Raw genomic sequence first — 18,285 nt, forward strand, 5'->3', positions numbered from 1 at the left:
TTCCGCAATGACATCACGTCAAAAATGCTGCGCTTGCGAAATAATGTTGCGCAGGATACATCTTTGCTTAACAAAGAATACCGATCACCCGCTCAGACCGAGTAAGAATTAGGGGGACTGCCAGTGAAGATAGGCACGCCAAAGGAAATACTGGACGGCGAGAACCGGGTCGCGATGACACCGGACTCGGCCGTGCAACTGCAAAAACTGGGCTATGAGTGCCTGATCGAAAAAGGCGCAGGTGCTGCCGCCGGCTTTTCGGACGCGGCGTATGAGGCTGTGGGCGTTGAGGTTGTCAAAACCGCGGCATCGCTGTGGAAGGCCGCAGATATCATCGCCAAGGTTCGTATCCCGACCGAGACGGAACTGAAGCGTCTGACCAAGGGCAAGACGCTGATTTCCTTCTTCAATCCTGCCGGAAACGAAGAAGGAATGGAACTTGCCAAGTCCAAGGGCGCAAATGTGATCGCCATGGAAATGGTGCCGCGTATCTCACGCGCGCAGAAGATGGACGCGTTGTCGTCGATGGCCAACATCGCCGGCTACCGCGCGGTGATCGAAGCCGGCAACAACTTTGGCCGTTTCTTCACCGGTCAGGTGACGGCGGCAGGCAAGGTTCCACCTGCAAAGGTTTTGATCGTCGGGGCCGGTGTTGCCGGGCTTGCCGCGATTGGCACTTCAACCTCGCTGGGTGCAATCACCTACGCGTTCGATGTGCGCCCCGAGGTGGCCGAGCAGGTCGAATCGATGGGGGCCGAGTTCGTCTATCTGGACTTCGAAGAAGAACAGCAGGATGGTGCGTCCACCGGTGGGTATGCTTCCGTCCAGTCAGAAGAGTTCCGCAATGCGCAGCTGGCCAAGTTTCGAGAGCTGGCCCCGGAAGTGGACATCGTCATCACGACGGCCCTGATCCCCAACCGTCCGGCGCCCAAGCTGTGGCTGGAAGACATGGTCAAGGCAATGAAGCCGGGCTCGGTCATCGTTGACCTTGCGGCCGAGCGCGGCGGGAATGTCGAAGGCACCGTGCCGGACGAAAAGGTCGTGACGCCCAACGGCGTGACCATCATCGGCTATACCGACTTCCCCAGCCGGATGGCGGCGCAGTCTTCGTCTTTGTACGCGACAAACATCCGTCACATGATGACCGATCTGACGCCTGAAAAGGACGGTCAGATCAACCACGACATGGAAGATGACGTGATCCGCGGCGCGACCGTGACCTATGAGGGTGAGATCACCTTCCCGCCGCCGCCACCCAAGGTGCAGGCGATCGCGGCGCAGAAAAAGCCCGAGGTCAAGGAACTGACCCCGGAAGAAAAGAAGGCGCAGGAAATCGCGGCCTTCAAGGCGCAGACCAAGCAGCAGTTCACCCTGTTGGGTGTCGGGGGCGCGCTGATGCTGCTGGTGGGGCTGATCGCTCCGGCCAGTTTCATGCAGCACTTCATCGTCTTCGTGCTGGCCATCTTTGTGGGCTTCCAGGTGATCTGGAACGTCGCGCACAGCCTGCACACTCCGCTGATGGCGATCACCAACGCGATTTCGTCGATCATCATCGTCGGGGCTTTGATGCAGATCGGATCGGGGTCGTTCTTGGTCATTCTGCTGGCGGCACTGTCCGTTTTCATGGCCGGGATCAACATCTTCGGCGGCTTCCTCGTAACCCGGCGCATGCTCGCCATGTTCCAGAAATCTTAAGGAGGCCGGGCACATGGATTATGGCTTCACCACTGCCGCCTATGTTGTTGCGGCTGTCCTTTTCATCCTTTCGCTCGGCGGTCTGTCGAACCAGGAAAGCGCCAAGCGCGCGGTCTGGTATGGCATCGTGGGTATGGCGCTGGCGGTATTCGCCACGCTGGTTGGCCCGGGATCGGGTCTGTGGCTTCTGTCGCTGCTGTTGATCGCGGGCGGTGGTTTCATCGGCCAGTATGTTGCACAGCGCGTGCAGATGACCGAGATGCCGCAGCTTGTTGCGGCGATGCACTCGCTGGTCGGTCTTGCGGCCGTGTTCGTCGGTTTCAACGCGCATTTCGAGATCGGCAACGTGGCGCAGGTCATGGCCATTGCTGACAGCGCCAGCCAGGCGGACCTGTCCGACCTTGGGTCTTTTGCCAAGCTGATTGCCAAGAAAACCCCGGCTGAACTGGCAATCCTGCACGTGGAACTGTTCCTGGGCATCTTCATCGGTGCGATCACCTTTACCGGGTCGGTTGTCGCCTATGGCAAGCTGGCGGGCAAGGTGACCTCGGCAGCGACCAAGCTGCCCGGTGGCCATGCGTTGAACGCGGCGGCAGCGGGTCTCTCGCTGATCTGCCTGATCTGGTACACATCGACAGGTGGTCTGTTCCCGCTGATCCTGATGACGCTGGCGGCGTTATTCATCGGCTATCACCTGATCATGGGCATCGGCGGCGCTGACATGCCGGTGGTGGTGTCGATGCTGAACAGCTATTCGGGTTGGGCGGCTGCGGCGATCGGTTTCTCGCTGGGCAACGACCTGTTGATCGTGGTCGGTGCGCTGGTGGGCTCGTCGGGTGCGATCCTGTCCTACATCATGTGCAAGGCGATGAACCGCCATTTTGTCAGCGTGATCCTTGGCGGTTTTGGTGGCCCGCAGGGCGAACAGATGGCCGTTGAAGGCGAACAGATCGCTATCGAGGCTGATGGCGTTGCTGCGGCTTTGAACGACGCGGACAGCGTGATCATCATTCCGGGCTATGGGATGGCCGTGGCACAGGCGCAGCAATCGGTTTCCGAACTGGTGCGCAAGCTGCGGGCCAAGGGCAAGAACGTTCGTTTCGCAATCCACCCTGTGGCGGGCCGCTTGCCGGGCCACATGAATGTTCTGCTGGCCGAAGCGAAGGTGCCGTATGATATCGTTCTGGAAATGGACGAGATCAACGACGACTTTCCGGACACAGATGTGGCCATCGTCATCGGTTCGAACGACATCGTGAACCCGGCAGCGCAGGAAGATCCCAACAGCCCCATCGCCGGAATGCCGGTTCTGGAATGCTGGAAAGCCAAGCAGGTGTTTGTCTCGAAACGTGGTCAGGGCACCGGGTATTCCGGCATCGAAAACCCGCTGTTCTTCAAAGAGAACACCCGAATGTTCTACGGCGACGCCAAGGAGTCGCTGGACAAGCTGCTGCCGATGATCGATTGATCGTCGCGTTTGATCCGATTGCAAAGGGCGCCTTCGGGCGCCCTTTTCTTTTTGAGTGTGCATGGGGGCGTTGCCCCCAAACCCCCAGGATATTTCCAGCCAGATGAAGCAGGCGGAGTGTGGTAGTCTGGGGTGGCGGCACAGATGGCAGGAGGTCGAGGATGGAGAAAGTGAATGGTATTGGCGGAGTGTTCTTTCGCGCCCGCGACCCTAAAGCGCTGAGCGCCTGGTATGAGAAGCACCTGGGCGTCAATCATTATGACCCCGTGCCCTGGAAGCAGCGAGAAGGCTATACGGTCTTTGCGCCATTTGAGGAGGACACTGAATATTTCGGACGGACCGATCAACAGTGGATGATCAATTTTCGTGTTGATGACCTGGCCGCGCTGACGGCGCAGCTTGAGCAGGCTGGAATCACGGTGGAAACCAATCCTGACTGGGACAGCGAAGTTGGAAAATTTGCCCGCATCCATGATCCCGAAGGCAACCCCATCGAGCTGTGGCAACCAAATCAATGAGATAGCAGGGTTGTATACCGTTGTATCCCTGTAAGTATATGAAATAAAAAGAGAATTGATGTATCAATTATGTACCGTATAGTGCGCGTGACGAGGCGGAGCCATACATGACACCGATAGACGACCATCCCCTTCGCTATGCGCTGGCAAATGAACTGCATGCGCGACCGTTCCCGGTCGCGTCAATGCCCTGTACGGTGGTCTTTCTTGCGATCAAAAAGCCCGAGGCCGCTGTGGCGCGCGATCGACGTGAGGATTTGGCTCATTTGATCGACCTGCTGGATCGCCACGGTGCGCAGCACCCTCGGCCGGACGCCACGCATTACGCGGGTCAGATTGGCCGCCATTGGTTGAAGTGGGAGCAGCATACCGAATTCGTGACCTACACGGCGATCGCGCAGAATGTGAGTGATCGCGCCTTTGATCCGGCTGACTTTGAGGTCTTTCCGCCCGATTGGTTGATGGCCAGTCCTGGCCAAAGGGTTACGTCAGTATTGATGCGCGTCGTTGAACGCGACAGTGACGACTTGGTGAAGTCGAAACTGCTGGATTGGTTCGAGCCGGAAAGCCTGGCCGTGTCCAGGGTGTTGGACGATGCAGCGGTTTGTGCCAGTGATTTTCGGATCGATCCGGCAGGTCACATGCGCTTTGCCTTGTTCGTGGCCGAGGGCACCGGACGGCGCCGGACGGGACGGATTATTCAGCGTCTTTGCGAAATAGAAACGTATAAGGCGATGTCGATGCTGGGTTTTGCGCGCGTCAAGCAGCTGATGCCGCGTATCGGAGAGCTGGACGGGCAACTCACCCGATTGATGGGGCAGATGACCGGCAACTCGGCGCAGCCTGACGCGCTGTTACAGGATTTGCTGGCAACGTCGATCGAGCTCGAGACATTGTCGGCCCGGTGTTCTTTCCGTTTCGGAGCTACGGGGGCGTATGAGGCCATCGTCAACCAGCGGATCGAAGTGTTGCGAGAAGAACGTTTCGAAGGTGGTCAGAATTTCGCTGACTTCATGATGCGCCGATATGACCCTGCAATTCGCACCGTGAAATCCACGGAACGCCGGCTTCAGGCCTTGTCGGATCGGGCGATCCGAGCGGGTGAGTTGCTGCGGACAAGAGTGGATGTGGAACGCAGCGCGCAAAACCAGGCGTTGCTGGAAAGCATGGACCGTCGGGCTGATCTGGCACTGCGCTTGCAACATACGGTCGAGGGGCTTTCCGTGGTTGCCATCAGCTATTACGCGGTTTCGCTGGTCAGCTATCTTTTGTATCCGCTGACGGCCTCTGGCATCAGCAAGGGCATGCTGACGGCAGCGGTTACGATCCCGGTTGTCGCCGGGGTGTGGTACTCGGTGCGACGCATTCGCAAACGGCTCGGTTGAGCAGCAATTGCCAGTGTTCGTCTGACCTGTAGAACAGGGGCATTGGGCAAGCAGAGCGAGGACTTGGGATGATAAGCATAGTTGCAGCATGGCGCGCTGTCGCCGCCATGTTCATTCTGAATGGTGCCCTGTTCGGAATCTGGGCGTCGCGCATTCCCGCCATACGTGACCGCTTGGAATTGTCCCATGAGGCGCTTGGATATGGCCTGTTGTTCATGGCTGCGGGGGCTGTCTGCTCTTTCCCGATAACCGGGCGGCTTACGGATCGATTCGGCGCAGTTGCAATCACCCGGATCATTGCGGTTCTGTACACGGGGTCGCTGATCCTGCTTGCCATGGCTGATGGGCTTTGGGGGCTGGCAGTGTTCCTTTTTGTCTTTGGCGCCTTTCACGGGTCGATGGATGTTGCGATGAATGCATGGGCCGCCGAGGTAGAGCAGGTATATGACAAACCCGTTATGTCCTCGTTCCACGCAATGTGGAGCCTTGGGGCCGGTCTTGGCGCGCTCAGCGGTTATGCCGCGGTTCAGATGGGGCTGACGGTTCTTGTGCACTTCCTGTTGGCGGGTGGCGTGGTTGTTGGCCTTGCGCTTGCGTCATCTTGGGTAAGCTGGACTTCGCGCCAATCCCAAGGGCCTCAGAGTACGGTTTTCGCCTTGCCTTCCGGTGCGTTGATACTGGTTGGCATAGCCGCCTTGTGCGGGGCATTGGGCGAAGGGGCCGTCGCGGACTGGAGCGCGATATATCTGCGTGACATCACAGGGGCGTCCGAAAGCGTCGCTGCCTTGGGCTATGCGGTATTTTCAGTGACCATGGTGGCGTTTCGACTTGCAGGCGCGCTTGTCATCACCCGGTTCGGACCGGTCGTTTCCGCCCGGTTCGGCGGTATTTGCGCGGCTTTGGGCGTTTTCACGGTGGTTTCAACAGTAACGATCTTGCCCGTGCTGGCCGGCTTTGCATTGATGGGAATAGGTTATGCCGTGATCATGCCGCTGGCATTCAGCCGGGCGGCCAGCGATCCGAATGTGCCGCCGGGGCAAGCCATCGCAAGTGTTGCGACATTGGGGTATGGGGGGCTGTTGATCGGTCCGCCGTTGATCGGCTTTTTGGCGGAAGTGTTCGGCCTGCGTCTGGCCTTCGCTGTGCTGTTGCCATTGGCCGTTCTGATCGTGCTGTCGGCCGGCGCGCTGAGGCGCGCCGACTGAACTTGTTTCAGCGTCCGCGAATGCGGGGATCCAGCGCATCGCGCAGACCGTCACCCAGATAGTTGACGCTCAGGACAGTCAGCGAGATTGCTAGACCAGGCCAGAATACACGCTCGGGATATTGCTGTAGGTAATCGACTCCGTCGAACAGCAGGCGGCCCCATGTCGGGAAGTCGGGCGGAAAGCCCAGACCCAGGAAGGAAAGCGCGCTTTCGGTAATGATCGCCGTCGCAATCCCCAGCGTCGCCGATACCATGATCGGAGACAACACGTTCGGCAGGATATGCCGCGTGATGATCTGAGTGTTGCTGGTGCCGATGGACCGGGCCGCCAGAACGAATTCACGTTCTTTTATGGCCAGCACGTCACCCCGTACGATCCGCGCTGTGGGCATCCACGAGGTGATGCCGATGGCGCAGACGATCAGGATGAAGATTCCGCGCTCCAACCCGAACGCGGCCGACAGGGGCTCGCGGAACAGCAGCATCATGACCAGCAGCAAGGGCAGCAGGGGCAGGGCCAGAAACAGGTCTGTCAGACGCATAAGCGGACCATCCAGCCGTTTGAAGAACCCGGCCAGAACGCCGATGAAGGATCCCAGGAACAGTGCCAGCAGCATCGCGGTGATGCCCACCGATACCGAGGTTTGACCGCCCGACATCATGCGCGCCAAGATATCCCGGCCCAACTGGTCGGTGCCGAAGGGATGCGCCCAGCTTGGCCCCTGATTGCGGGCCCGGATATCGATCTGCGTTGGATCGATGCTCCAGAGATAGGGGCCCAGATAGACCCCCGCCACGATCAGGATGAACAGCACCGCACCCACCATGGCGCCCTTGTGCGTCTTGAACTGATCCCAGACGTCGCGCCATTGGCTGCGCGGCGGGGTCGTGAGTTCCTCCATCACATCAGCGGTTGGCAGCGCGGTGGATGCCGGGGCCAGACCTTCGTCGGGGATCAGCGTGTCTGATTTGTCGTGATCAGTCATAGCGAATCCTCGGGTCCAGAATGCCATACAGGACGTCGGCGATCAGGTTGAACAGCACGATCAGCACGGCAAAGATGAAGGTCAGGGTTTGCACCATCGGCAGGTCATTGGCCTGAATGGCGCCAATCAGCAACTGACCGATACCATTCACCTTGAAAACCTGCTCGGTGATGATGGCGCCGCCGAAGATGGCCGGAATGCCCAGTGCAATGACCGTGACCACGGGGATCATCGAGTTCCGCAGAACGTGGACCATGACCACGGTGTATTCGCTGAGCCCCTTGGCGCGCGCGGTGCGGACGTAATCCTGGTTGAGATTGTCCAGCATCGAGGCGCGCATGAAACGGCTGAGCTGCGCAGTGATCTGCAACGCCAGCACCATGACCGGCATGATCATCTGCTTCAGCTGCACGACGAAGCTGTCCCAGCTGTTGACGACATGGGTCGTGTCATAGATCGACGGGAACCAGCCCAACTGGACCGAGAAGATCACGATCACCAGAACGCCCGAGAAAAACGGAGGGACCGAGAAGCCGACCATCGACACGAAGGTGCCCATCTGGTCGAACCAGGAATACTGGCGATAGGCCGAATAGATGCCGATGGGCAGGGCGATCAGAATGGCGACCACATAGGCGGTGCCGACAACCCACAGGGTCTGCGGGATACGCTGAACGACGATGTCCATGACTGGCGAGCGGGTCTGCCAGGATATCACGCGCAGGTCACCTGCGGAAAAACTGGTGCCGAAGATGTGGTCGATCAGAACCTGCGGTTCGATCCAGAAGAATTGCACGATCCATTTCCAGAACCGAATATGCATCGGCTGGCCAAGGCCAAGCGCCTCGCGCATCTTTTCCTTGACTTCGGGGGGAACGGTGAGCGGAACCTGCGCCATCGGATCGCCGGGTGCGAGTTCGAGGAGCAGGAAGATGACGAGGCTGATGAACAGCAGCGTTGGAACGGCCAGCACCAGTCGTCTGATTGTGAAATTAAGCATTAAGAGGCGCCTTTATATGCGTCTTCTTGTTGGGGTGGGATGCAAATGACCGCGCCCCGATAACGATCGGGGCGCGGTTTTGCAAGGTCAGTGCTTAGGAACCGGTCTTGCGGTACCAGTCCGCAATGTTCCACAGCTCGCTGTCCCAAACGTTCAGGACAACGCCACCCAGGGTGTTTGCATGTGCCGACAGGCGACCACGGTGAACCAGCGGGATCATGCCACCATTCTGAACCATGATGTCATTCAGCTGCTTGGCGATTTCCGCACGCGCTTCCAGACCAGCGGTTTCGGCCAATTGAGCGTGCAGCTTGTCGAACTCTTCGTTGCAGAAGCGGCTGATGTTTTCGCCCTGCCACTGCGTCTCGGGACGCGGTGCCTTGTCGCACAGACCGTTGCCCAGATAGGACTGCGGGTCGGTGCCGTTGAAGGTGTTGGCGTACATTTCAACGTCGGCATAGAACTTCTGGAACGTGTCGGGCGAGCCCGGGTCACCACCGAAGAAGACCGATGCGTTGATGTTGCGCAATTCGGTTTCAATGCCGATCTGGCTCCACCATTCCTTGATCAGCGCCTGGAAGTCCTGACGGACAGCGTTGGTCGAGGTCTGATAGACGATCTTCAGCGGAACGCCGTCCTTCTCGCGGACGCCGTCGCCATCGGTGTCGACGATGCCGGCATCATCCAGCAGTTTCTTGGCGCCTTCGATATCCTGCGTGTCGCAGGTCATCGAGGTCGAGTTGAATGCGGCAGGGGCCGGAACCCAGTTGCAGGTCACTTTACCAGCCTGACCATAGCCGATTTCCACCAGCAGCGGACGGTCGATGGCCATCGACATGGCTTTGTAAACGGCCGGATCCTTCAGGAACGGGTGCGGATGCTTGGCCGTCGAACGCTCGCCTTCCGGCAGCTCGGGCGACGGGTTGGTCTGGTTCAGCATGATTCGCTCGACCAGCGGGCCGAAGCCTGCAACCGGCGTACCTTTGCCACCTTCCTGCATCTGTGCGATCACTTCCGGAGCCAGTTGCAGGTTCCAGGCATAGTCAAATTCACCGGTTTCCATGACGGCACGACCTGCAGCCGTCGCGTCACCGCCGCCTTTGAAGGTCACGGTCGCGAAGGCAGGTTTTGCCGGATCACGATAGTTGTCGTTGGCCTTGAAGGTAATCACGTCGTTCGGTTTGAACTCGGTGACGACAAAGGGGCCGGTGCCGATCGGGTTGAAGTTCTGTTCGGTGCATTCCGGGGCTTTGGCGCCCATGCAGTTTTCGAACTGGGCCTTTTGAAGGATCGGGCTTTCACCGCCGACGAACGGGCCATAGGGGAAGGGGGTCGGTGCGTCGAAAGTGACCTTGACGGTCAGGTCATCAACAGCTTCGACCGAGGTGACGCCTTCGAACTTGGTCACCTGCGCGCAGCCACCTTCCGGGTGCATACAGTAATCGGCGGTGAACTTCACGTCAGCAGCGGTGAACGGAGAGCCGTCAGACCATGTGATTCCCGGTGCAATTTTCCATGTGATCGACGTCAGGTCTTCGCTGACACCGCCATTTTCCACGGTCGGGATTTCAGACGCCAGATATGGCACCATGTTGCCGTCCTGGTCGTAGCGGGCAAGCGGCTCGATCACCAGCGAGGCTGATTCCACGTCTTTCGTGCCGCCGGACAGGAACGGGTTCAGGATCGACGGGGCCTGCCAATAGATGATGCTGACATTGCCGTCCGAACCGCGCTCGGCAAAGGCCATCGGGGCCATTGCAGTGCTTGCGATCGCACCTAGCAAAAGGGTTTTGATTTTCATAAGTCACTCCCGAATTGGACACGTTCGTGTCTCGATTATCTCCGCAAGGCCTGCGGGTTTGGCGTTGCCGCTTCGGGGTAAGTTTTTGATCAATAAAGATAATAGCGCTAACGACATAAATCGGCGCTGCCTCCCCAAGGCGGTTACGTTGGGTATCGAAACAGAACTTGAGAAAAATGCAAGTGGTGCCGTCGCGAAAATGTGTAATGGGTTTGACTTTTCCCGGCGGCCCGCCGTAGCGTTCGGCATTCAGAACAAGAATAACCTCGTCAAGGGAGCGCGCACGTGCTGGATCAGCCTATTGCTCAAATCAAAAAACTGCGGGTGGAGTTTCAGACAAAGGACGGTCCCGTTGTTGGTGTTGAGGACGTCTCGTTCGAGGTCAAACCAGGCGAAACCGTTTGTATCGTTGGCGAATCGGGCTCGGGGAAGTCGGTTTCATCGTTGTCCTTGATGCGTCTGGTCGAGTTCGGTGGCGGCGAAATCGCGGGCGGCGAACTGTTGTTTGATCGTCGCGATGGCGAAAAAATGAACCTGGCGAAGGCCGATCAGGATCTGATGAAGCAGATTCGCGGCAACGAGATCGGGATGATTTTTCAAGAGCCGATGACCGCGCTGAACCCCGTTTTCACCGTGGGCCGCCAGTTGACCGAAGGTCTGCGCATCCATAAGGACATGACGAAAGCGCAGGCCGAGGAACGGGCGCTGGAATTGCTGCGTCAGGTCCGTATCCCAGAGCCCGAGCGCCGTCTGAAACAATACCCTCACGAGTTGTCGGGCGGGATGCGCCAACGTGTTGTCATTGCGATGGCGATGGCCTGTGAGCCGCGCCTGTTGATCGCCGACGAACCCACCACGGCGCTGGATGTGACCATTCAGGCCGAGATCCTGGCCTTGATGGACCGCCTCAAGCGGGAAACCGGAACTGCGGTGATGTTCATCACCCACGACATGGCCGTGGTTGCCCAGATGGCTGACCGCGTTGTTGTGATGTTCCGCGGCAACAAGGTCGAAGAAGGCACGGTCAAGGAAATCTTCGAAAACCCACAGCACGACTATACCAAGGCGTTGCTGGCCGCGGTGCCGAAACTGGGCGAGATGCAGGGTAAATCTGCGCCCGAGCCAATGAAGCTGCTGGGGGTCGAAGGGCAGAATATTGCGCCAATTCCGGGTACGGAAGAGGTTCTGCTGACCGTCAAGAACCTGACAACACGGTTCCCGGTCAAAGGCGGGCTTTTGCGGCGCACGATCTCGAACGTTCATGCGGTCGAGGATGTCTCGTTCACTCTGAACAAAGGGCAAACGCTCAGTCTTGTAGGGGAATCCGGATGCGGCAAGTCTTCGGCAGGGCGCTCGATCCTGCGGCTGGTTGAGCCGTTGGCGGGCGAGATTGATCTGGACGGTGTCGATATCATGAAGCTTGATCCGTCTGGTTTGCGCAAGGCGCGGCTGGACATGCAGATGATTTTCCAGGACCCGTTCGCCTCGCTGAACCCGCAGATGCAGCTGGTCGACCAAGTGGCCGAGCCGATGCGCAATTATGATGTGGCGTCGGGATCCGAACTTCAGGATCGCGTGGCACAATTGTTCGACAAGGTGCAATTGCCGCGCAGTTTCATGCGTCGCTTCCCGCATGAAATGTCCGGCGGTCAGCGTCAGCGGATTGCAATTGCCCGCGCTTTGGCCCTGAACCCCAAGCTGATCATTGCGGATGAGGCGGTCTCGGCCCTTGACGTGTCGGTTCAGGCGCAGGTTCTGAACCTGATGATGGAATTGCAGTCCGAGCTGGGCCTGTCATACCTGTTCATCAGCCACGACATGGCCGTTGTCGAACGGGTCAGCCACTATGTCGGGGTCATGTATCTGGGGCGCATTGTCGAACTCGGGCCCCGGGCGCGGGTGTTCGAGAACCCGCAGCATCCCTATACACAGGCGCTGATGAAGGCGGTTCCGATCGCGGACCCGAACAAGCGGAAATCGGAAAAGGATCTGAATTTCAAACCGATCCCTTCTCCTATTCACCCCACCAACTACACGCCGGAACCTTCGCAATATCAAGAGGTTGAGGCAGGGCACTTCATTCTGACCACGGACAGCGGGTATTGACCCCAATGGCGAAACGCCTGACCCCGCTTGAGATCATGACACAGCTGATCTCATTTCCGACCGTAAGCCGTGATACCAATCTGCCGCTGGTGGATTGGGTTCAGGACTACTTGCAGGGCCACGGAATCGAAAGCCACCGCTGGCCAGATCCGGACCAACCGCACAAGGCCGCGATCTTTGCGCATGTTGGTCCATCCGAAGAAGGTGCGGTGGTTCTGTCCGGTCACACGGATGTCGTGCCGGTGGACGGTCAGCCGTGGGACACTGATCCTTTCACGGTGACCGAGAAAGACGGCAAGTACTTCGGTCGCGGCACCTGCGACATGAAGGGGTTTGACGCCCTGGCCATCTGGGCCCTGGTCGAAGCACACCATGCCAATATCAGCCGGCCGCTTCAGCTGGCGCTCAGCTTTGACGAAGAGGTCGGATGCACCGGTGCGCCGCCCATGATTGAAGCAATGCAACAGGTTCTGCCCAAGGGATCGGCAGTGATAGTGGGTGAGCCGTCGATGATGCAGGCGGTGACGGGGCACAAGGGCGGGTTCGGCATTGATACACATATCGTCGGGTTCGAAGTGCACAGCTCGATCATGCATACTGGCGTGAACGCGATCATGGCGGCGGCGCCTTTGATCGATTGGGCAAATCACAGAAATGCCGAAAGCATGGCTGCTGAGCCGAGCGAAATCGCGGCTGTATTTGACCCGCCGTGGACAACCTGTCATGTCGGCATGATTGAAGGCGGGACAGCGCACAACATCACCGCCAAAGACTGCACTTTCATGATGGATTTTCGCACGGTGCCGGACGAAACGCAGGCTGAATGGCGCGATGCCTATATCGAACAGGTCCGCCAGGTCGAAGCTCGGATGCAGGCAGTTCACCCCGATGCGCGCATCGAACTGTCCGAGCATTTCGCGATCCCGGGGCTGGTGCCCGAACAGGACGGAGAAGCCGAAGCTTTGGTGCGCGCCCTGACCGGGGACAACGCAAGCCACGTCGTCAGCTATGGGACCGAGGCGGGGCAGTTTCAGGCGGCCGGGTATTCAGCCGTGATCTGCGGCCCGGGTGATATCGCGCAGGCTCATCAGCCGAACGAGTTCATATCGATCGCGCAGTTCGAAGCTGGGCATAGGTTCATGCAACGATTGGTTGAAGGGCTGAGCGCGGCGTAACATTCAACGTGGCCTCAGTGGTTCAGGGGAGGGTCTTGAGATGCCTGTCAAAAACAGACTTGCAGAGATGCATGGCGATATTACCAAGTGGCGCCGCCACCTGCACGCACATCCTGAACTGATGTATGACGTGCATGAAACGGCTGCTTTCGTAGTCGAGCGTCTCAGGGAATTTGGTGTGGATGAGATCACGCCGGGAATTGGCAGGACGGGTGTCGTGGCCGTGATCCGGGGGCGGCAGGATACGACCGGGCGCGTGATCGGGTTGCGTGCTGACATGGACGCATTGCCGATCGAAGAAGCGACGGGGTTGGATTATGCCTCGACCGTATCGGGAAAGATGCACGCCTGCGGGCATGACGGGCATACCTCGATGCTGCTTGGGGCCGCCCAGTACCTGGCTGAAACCCGAAACTTCGATGGCACCGTAGTTCTGATTTTTCAGCCCGCCGAAGAAGGTGGCGCAGGCGGTCTGGCCATGTGTCAGGACGGCCTGATGGATCGCTGGGGCATTGATGAGGTCTATGGCATGCACAATATGCCGGGGTTGCCGGTGGGCGAATTCGCGATCCGACCCGGCGCCTTGCTGGCCTCATCTGATGAATTCGAAATCACGATCACCGGCAAGGGCGGACACGCCGCTGCACCGCATGACGCGGTAGACACCACGCTGGTGGCCTCGCATATCGTCGTGTCGTTGCAGTCCGTCGTGGCGCGCACCGTCGATCCGATCAAACGCGTGGTGCTGACCGTGGGTACGTTTGAAACGGACAGTGTCGCGTCGAACGTGATCGCGCATACCGTCCGCTTGCAGGGGACCGTCCGGACGCTCGACCCCGAATACCGCGCCATTGCGGAAGAACGCGTGCGCAGGATCGCCGAGGATACGGCCTCGGCCTTTGGCGCAAAGGCGGATGTCGTCTGGACGCCGGGCTATCCTGTGACTGTGAATTCCGAGGCTGAGACGGCATACGCTGCCGAGGCGGCCGAGGCCGTGGCGGGCAAGGTCAATGACAGCACTGATCCGATCATGCCGTCGGAAGATTTCGCCTACATGCTTGAAGAACGGCCCGGAGCTTACATCTTTATCGGGAACGGGGACACGGCGATGTGCCATCACCCGGAATACAATTTTGACGACAATGCGATTCCCGCCGGTTGCAGTTGGTTTGCCGAGATCGTGGAACGACGATTGCCCGTGGCATAATTTGAGGGAGAGTGACATGCCAATCAAAAACCGCCTTGCAGAGATGCACGAAGAAATCACAGGCTGGCGGCGTGACATTCACCAACATCCGGAAATTCTGTACGACACGCACCGCACCAGCGCGCTGGTGGCGAAAAAGCTGAAGGAATTCGGCTGTGATGAGGTCGTTACAGGCATCGGTCGTACCGGCGTGGTCGGGGTCATTCGGGGAAAGAGCGACACGCAGGGCCGGGTGATTGGCCTGCGCGCCGATATGGATGCGCTGCCGATGCAGGAACAGACCGGGCTGGACTATGCCTCGAAGACATCAGGCGCGATGCACGCCTGCGGGCATGACGGGCATACCGCCATGGTTTTGGGGGCGGCAAAGTATCTCTCTGAGACGCGCAATTTCGATGGCACTGCAATCGTGATCTTTCAACCCGCCGAAGAGGGCGGGAATGGCGCCGAGGCCATGTGCAAGGACGGTCTTATGGACCGGTTCGGCATTCAGGAAGTCTATGCGATGCACAACGTACCGGGCCTGCCGACCGGGCAGTTCGCGATCCGTTCGGGCCCTTTGCTGGCCGCAGCGGACGAATTTGATATCCATCTTGAAGGGCGCGGCGGTCACGCTGCAAAACCCCATGAAACGGTCGATACGACGGTGATGCTGTCGCAAATGATCGTAGCATTGCAGACGATCGTGTCGCGCAATGCCGATCCGATCCTGCAAGCCGTGCTGTCGGTGACGTCTGTCGAGACATCATCGAAAGCGTTCAACGTGATCCCGCAATCGGCGCAGATACGCGGCACGGTCCGGACCCATTCCAACCAGATGCGAGATCTGATCGAACAGCGCCTCAAAGAGGTCGCCGAAGGGATTGCAGCAACATTCGGTGGTTCCGTGAACGTCAATTACTCGCGCGGCGTTCCGGTGACGATCAATGCCGAAACTCAGACGGGATATGCGGCAGAGGCCGCAGTCTCGGTCGGGGGCAGCTGCATCGAGGCGCCGATGGTGATGGGGGGCGAGGATTTCTCGTTCATGCTGGAGGAACGGCCCGGAGCTTTCATCGTTCTGGGCAACGGTGACAGCGCCGGGTTGCACCACCCTGAATACGATTTCAACGACGAGATCATCCCGATTGGATGTTCGTGGTTCGCAGATATGGTCGAGCGCCGAATGCCGGCGGCTTGAACTGAATTAGGAGAGAATAGACATGCCAGTCAAAAACCGCTTTGCCGAATTGCAGGATGAGATCACCGCCTGGCGACGGGATCTGCACCAAAACCCTGAAATCCTGTTCGAAACGCACCGCACCAGCGCAATGGTGGCCGAGAAGTTGAAGGAGTTTGGTTGCGACGAGGTCGTCACCGGCATCGGGCGCACAGGGGTTGTTGGCGTGATCAAGGGCAAATCGCACAGCAGCGGCAAGGTGATCGGTTTGCGGGCGGATATGGATGCGCTGCCGATCCATGAGGCGACGGGGTTGGATTATGCCTCGAAAACGCCGGGCGCCATGCATGCCTGCGGCCATGATGGCCACACGGCGATGCTGCTTGGTGCGGCGAAGTACCTGTCTGAAACCCGAAATTTCGATGGCACGGTTGTTGTGATCTTCCAGCCTGCCGAAGAGGGCGGCGGTGGTGGTCGTGAAATGTGCGAAGATGGCATGATGGACCGCTGGAATATTCAGGAAGTCTACGGCATGCACAATTGGCCGGGACAACCTGTGGGCAAGTTCGCCATCCGCCCCGGTTCTTTCTTTGCCGCAACCGATCAGTTCGACATCACTTTCGAAGGGCGCGGCGGTCATGCTGCCAAGCCGCATGAAACAGTAGATACCACGGTACTGGCCGCGCAGGCGGTGTTGGCGCTTCAGACGATTTCCTCGCGCAATGCCGACCCTATCGATCAGGTCGTGGTGTCGGTGACGTCGTTCGAGACCTCGTCGAAAGCGTTCAACGTGATCCCGCAGACTGTTCGGATCAAGGGTACCGTGCGCACCATGAGCAAGGATATGCGGGATCTGGCCGAAAAGCGGATCAATGAGATCTGCAATGGTGTGGCGGCAACGTTCGGAGGCACCGCCGATGTGACCTATATCCGCGGGTATCCGGTGATGGTGAACAGTGAAGAGCAGACAGAGTTTGCCGCAGCCGTTGCCCGGTCGGTATCGGGTGATTGCGACGATGCGCCTTTGGTCATGGGCGGCGAGGATTTTGCCTTTATGCTGGAGGAGCGCCCTGGCGCCTATATCCTAGTGGGTAACGGCGATACGGCCATGGTTCACCACCCGGAATACAACTTCAACGATGAGGCGATTCCCGCCGGGTGCAGCTGGTGGGCAGAGATCGTCGAGCAGCGGATGCCGGCGGCCTGATGGGGCGGGTGGGGGCTCTGCCCCCACACCCCCGGGATATTTTTGGCCAGATGAAGAAGGATCCCGCCTACTTACGTCAGGTCGAGCGAACAGCACAGCGTTTCCACGACGGAATCCAGTGCGTTGCTTTGCGTCTTGACGCAGGATTGGGCCGCGCTGCGGGCCCGGGTCAGGGCTTGGTCGTCTGAAAGCCAATGGTCGACCGCCGCAGAGAGATCTGTTTCGGTCCGAACCTCGATGGCGCCACCGGTTTTGATCAACGGCGCGAAAGTTTCAGCGAAATTGAAGTATCCGGGGCCGGTTATCACGGCGGCTCCGGCCTGGGCGGGTTCGAAAGGGTTGTGGCCGCCGATGTTTTTCAGGGAGCCGCCCAGGAACACGATGGGAGACAGAGCGTACCATGTGCCGGTCTCGCCCAATGTATCGGCGACATATACCTGGGTTTCGGTTTTGATCGGGGAACTTTCTGATCGGAACGCGGCGTTGAGATCGGAGGCGTCCAGTAGTTTTGCGATATCGCCGCGGCGCTCTGGGTGGCGGGGGATCAGCAACAGCAGCAGATCGGGCCAGCGTTCCAGAAGTGATTTATGCGCGGCCAGAACGATTTCCTCTTCACCGGCATGGGTTGAACTGGCGATCCACACAGGTCTGCCAGAAATCTGAGAACCGATGTCTTCGAGCGTGCCGTGGTCTATGGGAAGAGGGTCTGACATGGCCTTGAGATTGGTGCCGGGCCGGACGCGACCGGCAGGGGCACCCATGGCTGCCAGGTTGGCTGCGGTTTTGTCGTTTTGCGTCAGGAACAGGTTGAACTTGTTCAAAACGAACCGCGCTGTTCTGGGGCGTTTTTTCCAACCGGCAACGGACTTGTCCGACAGTCGTGCATTCAGAAGGGCCAGCGGAACGGCGTGTCTGGCGCTTTCGACGATCAAACGCGGCCAAATCTCACTTTCGACGAAAACCCCGCCCTCTGGTTGCCAATGGTTCAGAAAGCGCCGGACCGGGCCTGCCGTGTCAAGCGGCGGGAATTGATGCCGTGTACGGGGCGGCAGGCGTTTTTCGATCAGAGCCGCTGAGGTCGGGGTGCCCGAGGTGATCAGAAACTCTGCCTCGGGCAGGCGGTCTGCCAGCCGTCTGATCAGGCTGAGAACCGAAAGGCTTTCGCCGACGCTGGCGGCGTGGAACCAGACCAAACGCCCATTCGGTCTGGGCAGGCTGGCATGGCCAAGGCGTTCTTGTTGACGCTTGTCGGGTACGTTTGCTTCCCGCAGCTTGTTCCGAACGACCCGCCATATCAGGGGCGCGGCCAGAGACGTGAGGGCGCAGTACACATGGTACAACGCCGTGGGGCGGCCGTCGTGATCCGGCATA

The 18,285-nt window shown here is 59.0% G+C and carries 14 protein-coding genes; 10 read left to right on the top strand and 4 right to left on the bottom strand.

Annotation, left to right across the window (positions count from 1 at the left end; translation table 11 throughout):
• Positions 1 to 123: 123 nt before the first annotated feature.
• The 5 genes from GOW31_RS01065 to GOW31_RS01085 all read left to right on the top strand — a co-directional run bounded on the left by GOW31_RS01065 (position 124) and on the right by GOW31_RS01085 (position 6,271).
• The gene (locus GOW31_RS01065) at positions 124 to 1,695 is read left to right on the top strand and encodes a Re/Si-specific NAD(P)(+) transhydrogenase subunit alpha (protein ID WP_171167279.1); all 1,572 of its coding nucleotides are present in this window, start codon (positions 124 to 126) and stop codon (positions 1,693 to 1,695) included.
• A 13-nt stretch (positions 1,696 to 1,708) separates the two neighbouring features.
• Complete coding sequence (locus GOW31_RS01070; RefSeq protein ID WP_152458621.1) at positions 1,709 to 3,163, top strand: NAD(P)(+) transhydrogenase (Re/Si-specific) subunit beta; 1,455 nt, start codon at positions 1,709 to 1,711, stop codon at positions 3,161 to 3,163.
• Positions 3,164 to 3,324: 161 nt separating this feature from the next.
• A complete protein-coding gene (locus GOW31_RS01075; RefSeq protein ID WP_171167281.1) occupies positions 3,325 to 3,681 on the top strand; it encodes a VOC family protein in 357 nt (118 codons plus the stop codon).
• Between the two features lie 107 nt (positions 3,682 to 3,788).
• Complete coding sequence (locus tag GOW31_RS01080; protein ID WP_171167283.1) at positions 3,789 to 5,066, top strand: DUF3422 family protein; 1,278 nt, start codon at positions 3,789 to 3,791, stop codon at positions 5,064 to 5,066.
• Positions 5,067 to 5,134: 68 nt separating this feature from the next.
• Positions 5,135 to 6,271 carry an MFS transporter gene (locus GOW31_RS01085; RefSeq protein ID WP_171167285.1) on the top strand — a complete coding sequence of 379 codons (1,137 nt, stop codon included), beginning with the start codon at positions 5,135 to 5,137 and terminating at the stop codon, positions 6,269 to 6,271.
• Positions 6,272 to 6,278: 7 nt separating this feature from the next.
• Here the strand turns inward: GOW31_RS01085 and GOW31_RS01090 are convergent, their stop codons facing one another.
• From GOW31_RS01090 to GOW31_RS01100, 3 genes are all read right to left on the bottom strand, one after another.
• Complete coding sequence (locus GOW31_RS01090; RefSeq protein WP_152458617.1) at positions 6,279 to 7,259, bottom strand: ABC transporter permease; 981 nt, start codon at positions 7,257 to 7,259, stop codon at positions 6,279 to 6,281.
• Positions 7,252 to 8,259 (bottom strand): ABC transporter permease, encoded by a 1,008-nt coding sequence (locus GOW31_RS01095; RefSeq protein ID WP_171114986.1) that lies wholly within the window; start codon positions 8,257 to 8,259, stop codon positions 7,252 to 7,254. Before GOW31_RS01095 ends, GOW31_RS01090 begins: the two co-directional genes overlap by 8 nt.
• 94 nt (positions 8,260 to 8,353) lie before the next feature.
• Complete coding sequence (locus tag GOW31_RS01100; RefSeq protein WP_152458615.1) at positions 8,354 to 10,060, bottom strand: peptide ABC transporter substrate-binding protein; 1,707 nt, start codon at positions 10,058 to 10,060, stop codon at positions 8,354 to 8,356.
• Positions 10,061 to 10,345: 285 nt separating this feature from the next.
• On the opposite strand from GOW31_RS01100, the gene GOW31_RS01105 reads away from it, so the two are divergent.
• From GOW31_RS01105 to GOW31_RS01125, 5 genes are read left to right on the top strand one after another with little or no spacing between them, the layout of a single operon-like run.
• Positions 10,346 to 12,166 (top strand): ABC transporter ATP-binding protein, encoded by a 1,821-nt coding sequence (locus GOW31_RS01105; RefSeq protein WP_171167287.1) that lies wholly within the window; start codon positions 10,346 to 10,348, stop codon positions 12,164 to 12,166.
• Between the two features lie 5 nt (positions 12,167 to 12,171).
• Positions 12,172 to 13,341: an acetylornithine deacetylase gene (gene argE / locus GOW31_RS01110; RefSeq protein ID WP_171167289.1), complete on the top strand. Its 1,170-nt coding sequence runs from the start codon at positions 12,172 to 12,174 to the stop codon at positions 13,339 to 13,341.
• Positions 13,342 to 13,381: 40 nt separating this feature from the next.
• Entirely contained in the window at positions 13,382 to 14,548 is a 1,167-nt protein-coding gene (locus GOW31_RS01115; RefSeq protein ID WP_152458612.1) for a M20 aminoacylase family protein, read from the top strand.
• 16 nt (positions 14,549 to 14,564) lie between these two features.
• Positions 14,565 to 15,728 (top strand): M20 aminoacylase family protein, encoded by a 1,164-nt coding sequence (locus GOW31_RS01120; protein ID WP_171167291.1) that lies wholly within the window; start codon positions 14,565 to 14,567, stop codon positions 15,726 to 15,728.
• 22 nt (positions 15,729 to 15,750) lie between these two features.
• Positions 15,751 to 16,914 carry a M20 aminoacylase family protein gene (locus tag GOW31_RS01125; protein WP_171167293.1) on the top strand — a complete coding sequence of 388 codons (1,164 nt, stop codon included), beginning with the start codon at positions 15,751 to 15,753 and terminating at the stop codon, positions 16,912 to 16,914.
• Positions 16,915 to 16,985: 71 nt separating this feature from the next.
• Here GOW31_RS01125 and GOW31_RS01130 read toward each other — a convergent pair whose 3' ends face one another.
• Entirely contained in the window at positions 16,986 to 18,284 is a 1,299-nt protein-coding gene (locus GOW31_RS01130; RefSeq protein WP_171167295.1) for a 3-deoxy-D-manno-octulosonic acid transferase, read from the bottom strand.
• Position 18,285 lies beyond the last annotated feature (1 nt).

Source organism: Ruegeria sp. HKCCA0370, from assembly GCF_013033705.1.
Classification (GTDB): domain Bacteria; phylum Pseudomonadota; class Alphaproteobacteria; order Rhodobacterales; family Rhodobacteraceae; genus Ruegeria.

Excerpts from the sequence above, each read along its gene's own strand:
- GOW31_RS01115 (WP_152458612.1), top strand. The coding sequence starts at position 13,382 with ATGCCTGTCAAAAACAGACTTGCAGAGATGCATGGCGATATTACCAAG.
- GOW31_RS01080 (WP_171167283.1), top strand. The coding sequence starts at position 3,789 with ATGACACCGATAGACGACCATCCCCTTCGCTATGCGCTGGCAAATGAA.
- argE (WP_171167289.1), top strand. The coding sequence starts at position 12,172 with ATGGCGAAACGCCTGACCCCGCTTGAGATCATGACACAGCTGATCTCA.
- GOW31_RS01095 (WP_171114986.1), bottom strand. The coding sequence starts at position 8,259 with ATGCTTAATTTCACAATCAGACGACTGGTGCTGGCCGTTCCAACGCTG.
- GOW31_RS01085 (WP_171167285.1), top strand. The coding sequence starts at position 5,135 with ATGATAAGCATAGTTGCAGCATGGCGCGCTGTCGCCGCCATGTTCATT.
- GOW31_RS01130 (WP_171167295.1), bottom strand. The coding sequence starts at position 18,284 with ATGCCGGATCACGACGGCCGCCCCACGGCGTTGTACCATGTGTACTGC.
- GOW31_RS01070 (WP_152458621.1), top strand. The coding sequence starts at position 1,709 with ATGGATTATGGCTTCACCACTGCCGCCTATGTTGTTGCGGCTGTCCTT.
- GOW31_RS01100 (WP_152458615.1), bottom strand. The coding sequence starts at position 10,060 with ATGAAAATCAAAACCCTTTTGCTAGGTGCGATCGCAAGCACTGCAATG.
- GOW31_RS01075 (WP_171167281.1), top strand. The coding sequence starts at position 3,325 with ATGGAGAAAGTGAATGGTATTGGCGGAGTGTTCTTTCGCGCCCGCGAC.
- GOW31_RS01120 (WP_171167291.1), top strand. The coding sequence starts at position 14,565 with ATGCCAATCAAAAACCGCCTTGCAGAGATGCACGAAGAAATCACAGGC.
- GOW31_RS01125 (WP_171167293.1), top strand. The coding sequence starts at position 15,751 with ATGCCAGTCAAAAACCGCTTTGCCGAATTGCAGGATGAGATCACCGCC.
- GOW31_RS01090 (WP_152458617.1), bottom strand. The coding sequence starts at position 7,259 with ATGACTGATCACGACAAATCAGACACGCTGATCCCCGACGAAGGTCTG.